General features: G+C 58.4%; 11 protein-coding genes, 1 tRNA gene and 1 pseudogene. 4 read left to right on the top strand and 9 right to left on the bottom strand.

The window, feature by feature from the left end:
- The first annotated feature begins 71 nt into the window (after positions 1-71).
- Together GWQ22_RS02070 and GWQ22_RS02065 are read left to right on the top strand one after the other, a co-directional pair.
- Entirely contained in the window at positions 72-536 is a 465-nt protein-coding gene (locus tag GWQ22_RS02070; protein ID WP_042035920.1) for a thioesterase family protein, read from the top strand.
- Between the two features lie 123 nt (positions 537-659).
- Complete coding sequence (locus tag GWQ22_RS02065; protein WP_212512867.1) at positions 660-1,187, top strand: hypothetical protein; 528 nt, start codon at positions 660-662, stop codon at positions 1,185-1,187.
- A 265-nt stretch (positions 1,188-1,452) separates the two neighbouring features.
- Here GWQ22_RS02065 and GWQ22_RS02060 read toward each other — a convergent pair.
- The 9 genes from GWQ22_RS02060 to GWQ22_RS02020 form a co-directional block, all read right to left on the bottom strand.
- Positions 1,453-1,529, bottom strand: a tRNA-Pro gene (locus GWQ22_RS02060).
- 154 nt (positions 1,530-1,683) lie between these two features.
- Positions 1,684-2,388, bottom strand: a complete 705-nt coding sequence (locus GWQ22_RS02055; RefSeq protein ID WP_275929332.1) for an MOSC domain-containing protein — start codon at positions 2,386-2,388, stop codon at positions 1,684-1,686.
- A gap of 45 nt (positions 2,389-2,433) precedes the next feature.
- Positions 2,434-3,276 (bottom strand): ABC transporter permease subunit, encoded by an 843-nt coding sequence (locus tag GWQ22_RS02050; RefSeq protein WP_212512865.1) that lies wholly within the window; start codon positions 3,274-3,276, stop codon positions 2,434-2,436.
- Positions 3,273-4,178, bottom strand: a complete 906-nt coding sequence (locus GWQ22_RS02045) for an ABC transporter permease subunit (RefSeq protein ID WP_108537724.1) — start codon at positions 4,176-4,178, stop codon at positions 3,273-3,275. Before GWQ22_RS02045 ends, GWQ22_RS02050 begins: the two co-directional genes overlap by 4 nt.
- Positions 4,175-5,329, bottom strand: coding sequence for a polyamine ABC transporter ATP-binding protein (potA, locus tag GWQ22_RS02040; RefSeq protein WP_042035915.1), 1,155 nt, complete (start codon positions 5,327-5,329; stop codon positions 4,175-4,177). Before potA ends, GWQ22_RS02045 begins: the two co-directional genes overlap by 4 nt.
- A gap of 74 nt (positions 5,330-5,403) precedes the next feature.
- A complete protein-coding gene (locus GWQ22_RS02035; protein ID WP_275929331.1) occupies positions 5,404-6,489 on the bottom strand; it encodes a polyamine ABC transporter substrate-binding protein in 1,086 nt (361 codons plus the stop codon).
- Between the two features lie 116 nt (positions 6,490-6,605).
- Positions 6,606-7,703, bottom strand: a complete 1,098-nt coding sequence (locus GWQ22_RS02030; RefSeq protein ID WP_042035913.1) for a polyamine ABC transporter substrate-binding protein — start codon at positions 7,701-7,703, stop codon at positions 6,606-6,608.
- Between the two features lie 54 nt (positions 7,704-7,757).
- Complete coding sequence (locus tag GWQ22_RS02025; RefSeq protein ID WP_275929330.1) at positions 7,758-9,119, bottom strand: aspartate aminotransferase family protein; 1,362 nt, start codon at positions 9,117-9,119, stop codon at positions 7,758-7,760.
- 175 nt (positions 9,120-9,294) lie between these two features.
- The gene (locus GWQ22_RS02020) at positions 9,295-10,626 is read right to left on the bottom strand and encodes a glutamine synthetase family protein (protein ID WP_275929329.1); all 1,332 of its coding nucleotides are present in this window, start codon (positions 10,624-10,626) and stop codon (positions 9,295-9,297) included.
- 467 nt (positions 10,627-11,093) lie between these two features.
- Between GWQ22_RS02020 and GWQ22_RS02015 the strand changes: the two genes are divergently transcribed.
- Entirely contained in the window at positions 11,094-11,480 is a 387-nt protein-coding gene (locus GWQ22_RS02015; RefSeq protein ID WP_005318322.1) for a TraR/DksA C4-type zinc finger protein, read from the top strand.
- Between the two features lie 185 nt (positions 11,481-11,665).
- Positions 11,666-11,974, top strand: a pseudogene (locus tag GWQ22_RS02010) (hypothetical protein); the annotation flags it as partial.
- Positions 11,975-12,100 lie beyond the last annotated feature (126 nt).

The following is a 12,100-nucleotide window of genomic DNA, read 5'->3' as shown; positions in this document are numbered from 1 at the left end:
ACTGTTAATGAAGTGTTGCAGACTGGCTGGCGTTGTTACTCGTCGTTGATGACAGGGAGCGGTATCAGAGAATGAAACACATGCTGAAGAAGATGGCGCTCAGTGGTATTGCCAACCTGTTCGCCGAGCGGATGCCGTTCAACAAGCTGATTGGCATACAGGTGACTCACTACGACTTCGAGAAGGTGGAGCTGCGCATCAAGATGGATGACAAGCTAATCGGCAACCCCTTCCACAACATCTTGCACGGCGGCGTCACCGCCAGCCTGCTGGATGTGGCCGGCGGCATGATAGTCGCCGCCTCCTGCATCGACGAGCTGGAAGACTTCTCCCCCAACTACCTCAAAGAGCGCTTCTCCCGCCTCGGCACCATAGACCTGCGCGTGGACTACCTGCGCCCGGGCCGCGGCAACGAGTTCATCGCCACCGCCCACATCATCCGTGCCGGCAGTAAGGTCGCCGTCGCCCGGATGGAATTGCACAATGAAGAGGGCACCCACATCGCCTTCGGGACCGGCACCTATCTGGTGGGCTGACTCACCGATTGCATAAAAACAACACTGCTAATCTGATTTTAATCATTAGAATCGTTACCCCCTCTGCCACCCACGGGTCCATACTGACATTCGGGATTGTGTGCAGAGGGAGGATTGCAGGCGATGAGTGCGAAACGGGCCACCAAACCATCCAGAGCCTTGTTGACACAGATCGAGTCCATGCTCGACGAGGTGCAGACACCCGAGTGTCGCCACTGGCTGGAACAGGAGCTTGAGGGATACTCTCTCTGTTCGCCCCTGCCTTGGTATCGCATCGTAGCCTGTCGGCAACGCGGTCACTTCTTGGATCTGAAGACGGGAAAATATTTGACCTGTCATATCAACAGTCAAACGCTAAGCCAACGCGATCTGGCCCAGATTCAGTTCATCTATGCCCGTGAACCCGCCACCCATTATCTACTGCAACGCAATTCCGGTATTGAACCCTGGCCAGAGCAGCTGCTGGAAGATTATCAGGAGCAGTTGATCCCCGGCCATTTATGCCTGCAAGCCTGGCATGAACCCGTGTCTTCATTACGTTCACAACTGATGGAGGGAATCGAACATTTCATTAGTGAGTACCCCAAACACGCAGCCTTGCAACCTCAACACAGCTTCAAGGCATTGCGGCATCAGCACTGGCATATCTGAGTAAGCGCCTTGCGCGCAAGGAGGGCACCATAGACAAGACCCATAGCGAGATTGCCACAATCTAGAGTGCCGGAGTCAGGATCAGACTCCACCCTGGACCACCGAGCGGTGGCCCTTTTAATGCCTGCACACTACGACGGCACCCGGATAGATGGGCAAGAAAGCTGCAACGACCTCGGCATGCCACAGCCAGCCAGACATTCCGTACCGGGATCGGTAAAATCCGAATGCGAAAAGGCCGCTCATTGAGCGGCCTTTTCTAATATGGTCGGTGTGAGAGGATTCGAACCTCCGACCCCTTCGTCCCGAACGAAGTGCGCTACCAAGCTGCGCTACACACCGATGTCTGCGGGGCGAGAATTTACCTAATGCCCCGACATGACACAAGCCTTTTTTGTGTTTTAAGGGAAAAAAATGGCCGTTCGTTCAACTATTCAGCGCTTTGGCACCGGGTTCACAGAAAGGGCGTAAGGGCGTGACATTTCTCCAACCCACCCTAGGGAAGCTGACATTCGGCGGGTCCCAGCAAGCGGCGCTGCCAGTCGGCCACCTCCCCATGTTCCAGCCAGTTGGCCGCATGCTGGCGCCAATTGGGAGAGAGCGCCGGGTTCTCCAGCAGCAACAGCAGATCCGCTTCGTCCCGTACCTGATTGAACAGGATATCGGCGGTCCGCTTCACCGTCAGGGCGGGATAGGGCCTGTCGACCAGCACCATAGTTTCCTGCGGTGCGACCGCCCCCTCCTCCAGCACCCTCAACAGCCAGCCACAGCGGCCATTGAGCTGCATCACCTGTGATATTTGACCATAACCGAAACGCTGGTTGAGCTTGAAACAGGGGGATCTCGGCTGGCTTATCTGGATCAGCGCCTCACCGAGCCGATAGATATCACCAATACAGGCCTGCGGCTCGGTCAACCCAAGGCCGGACAGATTCTCGCCAAAAGCGGCGGGTTGCCAGGGTGTGCGGGGCGCAGCAAGGCCCATGGCGGTTTGCCAGGTCTGCCACCAGGGATAGTGATCGGCAGGATAGTAGTGGAGCGCCCGATCCGGGCCACCGTGGTGGCGCAGGTCACACTGCTCATCGCCTTCCAGACCGGCAAAGGTACAGCGAACGGACGCAGCGATCGGTTGCTTGTGAATGGCGGTGGTGAGGCCGGGCACCAGCTCGGTGCCACGACCGCTAAAAAGGGAGATCCGCATACTCATCCTCCAGGTTGACGAGAGTAGGCGGATCTTATCATGGCGTCAGACGACGGCCTGCATCTGGGTGGTCATGGCTATCTCGGCGCGACGGCGTTTCTCAGCCTTGGCCATCAGGTACCAGCTACCAAAGGTGAACAGCGACACTGACAGCAGGATCAAGCTGGCTACCGCGTTGATCTCGGGTTTCACCCCGAGCCGCACTGCCGAGAAGACTTCCATCGGCAAGGTGGTCGCCCCCGGACCCGAGACAAAGCTCGCCAGCACCAGATCATCCAGCGACAGGGCAAACGACATCATGCCACCCGCCGCCAGCGAGGGGGCTATCATGGGGATGGTGATCAGGAAGAACACCTTCCAGGGTTTTGCCCCCAGATCCATGGCCGCCTCCTCGATAGAGAGATCCAGCTCCCGCAGGCGCGCCGACACCACGATCGCCACATAAGCGGTACAGAAGGTGGTGTGAGCGATCCAGATGGTCACCATGCCCCGCTCGGCAGGCCAACCCACCAGCTGGGCCATGGCCACAAACAGCAGCAACAGCGACAGACCCGTGATCACCTCGGGCATCACCAGGGGTGCCGTCACCAGCCCGCCGAACAGGGTCCGGCCGCGGAAGTGCGGGATCCGGGTCAACACGAAGGCCGCCACCGTCCCCAGCGCCACGGCGGCAACCGCCGTATAGAGCGCAATCTCCAGCGAGCGCAGCACAGAGCCTATCAGCTGTTTGTTGTCGAGCAGGCCGAAGTACCACCTGAGCGACCAGCCCCCCCACACAGTCACCAGCTTGGAGGCGTTGAAGGAGTAGATCACCATGATGACCATGGGCAGGTAGATAAACAGCAGCCCCAGCCACAACATCAGCTTGGCAAAACCGAAACGCTTCATACCTTGCCCTCTAATTCTTTCGCCTGGTTGCGGTTAAACAGGATGATGGGCACGATAAGCACTGCCAGCATCACCACCGCCAGGGCAGACGCCACAGGCCAGTCGCGGTTGTTGAAGAACTCCTGCCACAGTACCTTGCCGATCATCAGGGTCTCGGGGCCGCCGAGCAGTTCCGGGATCACGAATTCGCCCACCACGGGAATGAACACCAGCATGCAGCCGGCTATGATGCCGTTTTTGGACAGTGGCACCGTGATCTGCCAGAAGCGGGTCAGGTTGCGGGCACCGAGGTCAGAGGCCGCCTCCAGCAGGCTCTGATCGTGCTTGACCAGGTTGGCGTAGAGCGGCAGCACCATGAACGGCAGGTAGGAGTAAACGATGCCGATATAGACCGCCAGGTTGGTATTGAGGATCTGCAGCGGTTCATCGATCACCCCGATCCCCAGCAAGACGCTGTTGAGCAGACCGTTGTTGCTGAGGATCCCCATCCACGCATAGACCCGGATCAGGATCGCGGTCCAGGTCGGCATCATGATGAGCAGCAGCAGAACGGTCTGGGTCTCCTTGTTGGCCCGCGCGATGGAGTAGGCCATGGGATAGCCGATCAGCAGACAGAGCAGGGTGCTGACGAAGGCAATCTTGAGAGAACCGAGATAGGCCGCTATGTAGAGTTCATCCTCCCACAGCAGCAGGTAGTTGCCCATGTTGAGCAAGATGGTGAGCTGATTGTCGGCCCAGCTCACCACGTCCGTGTAGGGCGGGATCGCCACGTCCGCTTCGGCGAAGCTGATCTTCACCACTATGATGAAGGGCAGCAAGAAGAAGAGGAACAGCCAGAAGAACGGAATGCCGATCACCAGCTGGCGCCCACCCAGTCGCTTCAGTCGTCTCAATGCCTTCATGATTGCAACACCACGCCGCTGTCATCTTCCCAATAGAGGAACACCTGATCATCCCAGGTTGGCCGCTTGCCGTGGCGTTCGGCGTTGGCGATGAAAGCCTGAACGATTTTGCCCGAGGGCAGCTGGATGTGGTAAACCGAGTGGCCGCCCAGATAGGCGATGTCATAGACCTCACCCTTGGTCCAGTTGAAGTCCGGGTGCTCAATCTCGGTCGGTTTCTGGGTGCTCATCAGCAGTTTTTCCGGCCGCAGGGCGTAGGTCACCTTCTTGTTCTCGGCGCGGGAGCTGATGCCGTGGCCCACGTAGATGGGTTGTTCCAAGTCGGCGCAGGCGATGGTGGCATGGTCCTGCTCATCCTCCACCAACAGACCGTCGAACAGATTGACGTTGCCGATGAACTCGCACACCAGCCGGCTGGCCGGAGTCTCGTAGATATCCATGGGGCTGCCGATCTGCTCGATGCAGCCCAGATGCATAATGGCGATCCGTTCGGCCATGGTCATGGCCTCTTCCTGATCGTGGGTCACCATGACGCAGGTTACACCGACGCGCTCGATGATCTCGACCAGCTCCAACTGCATCTGCGAACGCAGCTTCTTGTCCAATGCTCCCATGGGTTCGTCCAGCAGCAACAGCTTGGGGCGCTTGGCCAGGGAACGGGCCAGGGCGACCCGCTGGCGCTGACCACCGGAGAGTTGGTGCGGCTTGCGGCGCGCATACTGGGTCATCTGCACCAGCTTGAGCATCTCCTCCACTCGCGCATTCACCTCCGCCTTGGGCAGGCCATCCTGCTTGAGACCGAAGGCGATGTTCTGCGCCACCGTCATGTGGGGGAACAGAGCGTAGGACTGGAACATCATGTTGATGGGACGTTCATAGGGCGGCATGTCGGTGATGTCGACACCATCGAGAAACAAGCGCCCCTCGGTGGGGCGCTCGAATCCAGCCAGCATCCGCAGCAGAGTCGACTTGCCGGAGCCGGACCCCCCCAGCAGGGCGAAGATTTCGCCCTTGTGGATGTTGAGGGACACGTTGTCGACCGCCAGCGTTTCATCGAACTGCTTGCTTACCCTGTCAATCTTCACCAGCACTTCTTTGCGCTGCTGGTTGCCCTCGAGGGCTTTCTTGTAGGCACTGGAGGCTATCGCCATTACCAAACTCCCAAACGTGATACCGGCCTGGGCCGATCCATAAAACAGTCTGGCGCCCCCGAACGGGCGCCAGGTTAGGTTCCGGACTTGATCTTGGTCCAACTCCGGGTGATCAGACGCTGCACCGCACGGGGATGTGCCTGCTGCACATACAGCCGTTCCAGCACCGCCTGGGGTGGATAGACGGACTCGTCATCACGCACGCTCTCGTCCATGTACTCTCCCGCCTTGGCATTGGGATTCGCATAGCCCACATGGTTGCTGATCTTGGCTATCACCTCTGGCTGGAGTATGTAGTTGATCAGGGCGTGCGCCTCTTTCACATTGGTGGCATCCGCCGGGATCGCCATCATGTCGAACCAGAGGTTGCCCCCCTCTTTCGGGATGCTGTAAGCAATCTTGATCCCCTTGCCCGCCTCGTCGGCACGAGCCGCCGCCTGCAATATGTCGCCGGAGAAGCCGGCTGCGACGCAGATGTCGCCATTGGCCAGATCGCCTATGTACTTGGAGGAGTGGAAGTAGGCCACATAGGGTCGCACCTTGAGCAACTGGCTCTCGGCACGCTTGAGATCGGCCGGTTCCTGGCTGTTGGGATCTAGCCCGAGGTAGTTGAGCGCCGCCGGGATCATCTCGTCGGCCGAGTCGAGAAAGGCGACGCCGCAACGGGCCAGCTTCTGCATGTTTTCCGGCTCGAAAATCATGGCCCAGGAGTCAATCTTGTCGACCCCCAGCACGGCCTTGACCTTGTCAACGTTGTAACCGATGCCATTGGTACCCCACAGGTAGGGCACGGCGTACTGATGACCCGGATCCACTTTGTCGAGCTGCTTGAGCAACACAGGATCCAGATTGACCAGATTGGGCAGCAGGGCAGGATCCAGCTTCTGGAACGCACCAGCCTTGATCTGCTTGGCCAGGAAATTGTTGGAAGGCACCACCAGATCGTAACCGGTGCGTCCGGTCAGCAGCTTGCCTTCCAGGGTCTCGTTGGAATCAAACACGTCGTAGACGGTCCGGATCCCGGTTGCCTGCTGAAAGTCACTGAGGGTGGTCTCGCCGATATAATCGGACCAGTTGTAAAAATGAACCACTGGGGCTGCCTGGGCCACGTTTGCCAACCCCAACGCCAGGGCCATCGTCACTATCTTGGTTGTGTGCACGTATATCAGTCCTCATGTTTTTGGGTATGCCAGTGCGCATCCATGCGCGCCGTCCAACCTGTCGGGTTGCCACCACCCTCCCGGCCGAACTGCAGACCGGGAGGGGCACTCATCACTTACTTGCCTGATTTTATCTTGGTCCAGCTGCGGGTCATCAGACGCTGCGTCTTGGCCGGCAGATCCGGGAAGGTATAGATCTTCTTGAGCGTCTCCGCGTTCGGGTAGATACCCGGGTCGGTACGGATAGGCTCATCCACCAGCGGGGTCGCCGCCCTGTTGCCGTTCGGGAACTGCACCACGTTGGTGATGTTGGCGATCACTTCCGGCTTCATCAGGTAGTTGATGAAGGTGTGGGCGGCCTCGACGTTCTTGGCATCGGCCGGAATGGCCAGCATGTCAAAGAAGCTGCCAGCCCCCTCTTTCGGAATGGTGTAGGTCAGGGTCACGCCGTTCTTGGCCTCCGCCGCCCGCGCCTTGGACTGCTGCAAGTCCCCCGAGTAACCGACAGCGACACACAGGTTGCCGTTGGCCAGATCCGAGATGTACTTGGAGGAGTGGAAATAAGCGGTATAGGGACGGATGGAGAGGAACAGTGCCTCTGCCTGCTTCAACTCGTCCGGCTTCTGGCTATCCGGTTTGAAGCCCAGATATTGCAGGGCAGCCGGCAGCATTTCGGTCGGGGAGTCGAGGAAAGAGACACCACACTCTTTCAGTTTGGCCATGTTCTCCGGTTTGAACACCAGATCCCAGGAGTCCACAGGCGCGTCCTTGCCCAGCACGGCTTTCACCTTCTCGGCGTTGTAGGCGAAGCCAATGGTGCCCCACATGTAAGGAATGGAGTATTGGTTGCCCGGGTCGCTCGGATCGAGCGCCTTCAACAGGTCGACATCCATGTTTTGCCAATTGGAGAGCTTGGACTTGTCCAGCTTCTGGAACACGCCCGCCTTGATCTGTTTGGCCAGGAAGGGGTTGGACGGCACGACTATGTCGTAGCCCGAACTGCCCGCCAACAACTTGGCTTCCAGCACCTCGTTACTGTCGAACACGTCGTATACCACCTTGATGCCCGTCTCTTTCTGGAAGTTTTCCAGGGTATCCGGCGCGATATAGTCGCTCCAGTTGTAGACGTGCAACACCTTGTTCTCAGCCATCGCCCCGGTACTCATCATGACCAACGCGACAGAAGCGGCAATCATTCCCGTTTTGAAAGACATCGTCCTTGTCTCCTAAGCAAATTGTATGCGCAAGCCAACCTGCCCGGCACTCACCTACCCTTTCAGCTTTGCAGCCGTCAGATCCAGACTGAGCCTGGCCAGATTGACCAATTCATCCACCTGTTCCTCAGTGATCACCAAGGGGGGCGATATGATCATGGTATCGCCGACAGCCCTCATCACCAAGCCATTGTTAAAGCAGAACTCCCGGCAGGTCATACCGGCCTGCAGCGCAGCCGGGAAGCGGCTGTTGGTCTGTTTGTCCTGCACTATTTCCAGCGCGGCCACCAGGCCTTTGCTACGGGTTTCTCCCACCAGCGGATGGTCTGCCAGTTCGCGCCAGCGGCGCTGCAAATAGGGGCCGATATTATCATGAATTCGCTTAACTATGCTTTCATTTTGCATAAGCGTAATGTTGGCGATAGCGACGGCACAGGCCACCGGATGCCCGGAATAGGTGAAGCCGTGGTTGAATTCGCCGCCCTCCTCCACCAGCACCTTGGCGACCCTGTCACCCACCATCACGGCCCCCATCGGCAGATAGCCGGAGGTGATCCCCTTGGCCAGGCACATGAGGTCCGGCTTGATGCCAAACCCTTCGCTGGCGAACCAGTGACCGGTACGGCCGAAACCGCAGATCACCTCGTCGGCAATGAGCAGGATGCCGTAGTGATCGCAAATACGCTGGATCTCGGGCCAGTAGCTGTCGGGCGGGATGATGACGCCGCCAGCACCCTGGATGGGCTCGCCGATAAAGGCGGCGACCTTGTCCACCCCCAGTTCCAGTATCTTCTGTTCCAGCTGGCGGGCGCGCTCCAGACCAAACTCATGGGCGCTCATCCCCTGCCCCTCACCGAAGTGGTAGGGCTGATCGATGTGCACTATGCCGGGGATGGGCAGGCCACCCTGGGCATGCATGCCCTTCATGCCGCCCAGGCTGGCGCCCGCCACCGTCGAGCCGTGGTAGGCATTGTGGCGACTGATGATCACCTGCTTGTCCGGCTGCCCCTTGCTGGCCCAGTAGTGGCGTACCATGCGCAGTACGGTATCGTTGCACTCGGAGCCCGAACCGGTGAAGAAGACGTGATTGAGATGGGAGGGGGTGATCTCGGCCAGCAGGGTCGCCAGCTCGGCCGCAGGCGGGTGGCTGGTCTGGAAGAAGAGGTTGTAGTAGGGCAGTAGCTGCATCTGTTTGGTGGCGGCATCCACCAGTTCCTGCCGACCATAACCCATGTTGACGCACCAGAGACCCGCCATCCCGTCCAGGATGCGGCGCCCCTCCGAATCTTCCAGATAGATGCCTTCGGCCTTGGTGATGATGCGGCTGCCCTTCTTGTTGAGCGCCTGAAAGTCGGTAAAGGGGTGCAGGTGGTGGCTGGCATCCAGCTGTTGCCACTCACGTGTGGTCTGCTTCATTGCTTGCTCCTCGGTTCCTTCGATTTAAGCGAGACTGTTTCGTCAGTCGGTGAGGACGGCTGGCGCACTCACAGCACTGCCACTCACGGGTGGGGTGTTGATGCGATATGAGCAGAGGGGAGGCCGTCATTGGCCTCCCCCTATCTGGGCGGCGCGTGGCAAGCACGCATCCGGATCACACGTTCAGCAGCAGGAACTCCCGCTCCCAGCGGCTGATCACCCCGAAGTAGGTCTCGTACTCCTTGCGCTTGACCGCGACAAAGGCCCGGATGAAGCGCTCCCCCAGCATCTCCTTGATGGGCTCGCACTGTTCCAGGTGACTCAGAGCCTCCTCCAGCGAGCGGGGCAGGCTGTAGGGCAGATCATAGGCACTCGACTTCATCTCCTGCAGCGGCTCGAGCTTCTCCATCATGCCGAGGTAACCACAGGCCAGGGTGGCGGCCAGGGCCAGATACGGATTGGCATCGGCCCCGGCGAAGCGGTTTTCGACCCGGCGTGCACCGGCCTCGGAGAAGGGTACGCGCAGGCCGCAGGTGCGGTTTTCCACCCCCCACTGCACGTTGCGCGGCGCGCTCTCGCCGAAGGTGAGGCGACGGTAGGAGTTGACGTTCGGCGCCAGCAAGGCGGTCACCGCCGGGGTGTACTTTTGCAGGCCCGCGATGAAGTGCATGAACTGCTCGGTATTGCCGCCATTTTCCGTGCTGAACAGGTTGCGACCGTCCACATCTTCCAGGCTCTGGTGGATGTGCATGGCGGAGCCCGGCTCGTCGCTCATCGGCTTGGCCATAAAGGTGGCGTAGATGCCATGCTTGTGGGCCGCCTCACGCATGGTGCGCTTGAACAGGAACACCTGATCCGCCAGATCGATGGCATCGCCGTGCAGGAAGTTGATCTCCATCTGGGCGGCGCCGGATTCGTGGATCAGGGTGTCCACTTCCAGCTCCTGCGCCTCACAGTAGTCGTACATGTCTTCGAAGATGGGGTCGAATTCGTTGACCGCATCAATACTGAACGACTGGCGGGCCGTCTCGGGACGGCCATTGCGGCCAATGGGCGGCACCAGCGGATAGTCGGGGTCTTCGTTGCGCTTGACCAGATAGAACTCCAGCTCGGGCGCCACCACCGGCTTCCAGCCCTGTTTCTCATAAAATGACAGGACCCGACGCAGCACGGAGCGCGGTGCTATGTCGATCAGCTTGCCATTGATGTCGAAACAGTCGTGGATCACCTGAGCGGTCGGCTCCAGCGCCCAGGGCACAAAACGAATGGTGTTGGGGTCCGGGTAGAGCTGCATGTCCCGCTCCAGCGGGTCTATCATGCTGTCGTCATCCGGGTACTCGCCGGTCACCGTCTGGGTGAAGATGACCTCGGGCAGCCGCATGCCCCCTTCGCGCAAAAATTTGTTGGCTGGAATGATCTTGCCTCGGGCATTACCGGTGAAATCCGGAAACAGGCACTCCACTTCCGTGATGCGATTGCTCTCCATCCAGCCCTTGATACTGTCCATGTTAAACCCCGACTTTACGATTGCCATTGGCAAAGGTGTCTAATATATGGAACACCCTTGTTATCGAATTGTAATCAACACCACCATAAAAGCCCGCCGTTATAGCCAATGTCAAGCAGTGGTGTTTAAAAAATGATAAGTAACGGTGCATATAATGACCATGGCGACACCAAATACTAAACACCCTGGCGCCCTCAACGCTGACGGCAATCCCGGTGCCACCGAGGGGGCCTGATCCCCCATGTTCTCAGTCAGCCCCTGTCCGAATCGGGTCATTTTTTTGCAAGGGCGCACAATCCTTGCCCTATTTGCTTTGCATACCTGCTTTTTTTTGGTACAAGGCCCGCCCTGATTTGCACTCTCCTGCTTGGATTTGGTGCAAATGCAGGACACAGGGCTTGGTCTGCAGGCAGACAGCCCCCATAAACAGGGATAATTGGGTTAGTAACTGACTGGTAGTAAACCGTATGTGTGATTTCATGACTAAAGACCAACTGGCCTTTTACAAGGGGCAGATCGAGCGCCAGATCCTCGAACTCGAGGATCGCCTCAATTCCCAGGCCAGCCAGGCCATCGCCACCGATACCAACGAGATGGCAGATGAAATTGACCGTGCCAGTATCGAGGAAGCCCGTCGTCTGGAGCTGAACCGCATCGAGCATGACAAGTTGCACCTGCGCAAGCTGCAGGGTGCATTAAGGCGTATCAACGAAGGGGATTTTGGCTACTGCGAATCTTGCGGTGACGAGATCTCACTCAAGCGACTACAGGCTCGTCCCGAGTCCCGCTTCTGCGTCGAATGCCAGAGTACCAAGGAGTTCAACGATACCCATGTGTATCGTCGCGTCGCCTGATTCTTCGAAGAACCGTCACGAGCCGGTCGCGAGAAGTCGTCAGCCATGCGCAGCACAGGAACCGGCGTTTATGTTGATAAATGCGGATAAAAAGCTTCACATGAGCCCTGATCACGGCGTCGCACAAGAGAGTGACAAGTTCTGTTAGACTCCGGGCAAGTCCGGAATCTACAGGAGAGCAGAGAGTGAAATGGTTCCTCAAACTGTGCTTGTGTCTGCCGTTGCTGGCACAAGCACAGACCCTCACGGTCAAGGTCCCCAGCCGACCGATCAACGATCTCGACAAGGAATACCAGCTCAAGCTGCTGGAACTGGCGCTGACCCATGCCGGGCAGCCATTTCGCATCCAGCAGGTCGAACTCAACCTCAACCAGCACAGCCTGCAACAGCAGCTGAGCAAGGGCCAAACCATCAATGTGTTCTGGATGGGCACCTCCAGCGCACTCGAATCCTCCCTCATCGCCGTCCCCATACCGCTGTTTCGCGGTCTGGAAGCTGACTCTTATACACAAATATTGTGAACTGATTGGCACTTTTCCCGATTTCCAGGATCTGATCTCCTATGTGACTCCCGAACATGGTAACGATCATGCTAACTTTTGCTCTTCATCGTGCGGCCG

This window comes from Aeromonas sp. 1HA1 (assembly GCF_029237385.1).
In the GTDB taxonomy this organism is placed as follows: Bacteria; Pseudomonadota; Gammaproteobacteria; order Enterobacterales; family Aeromonadaceae; genus Aeromonas; species Aeromonas popoffii.
Note: the sequence above shows the minus strand (reverse complement) of the source record. Positions and strands in the feature narration are given on the sequence as shown.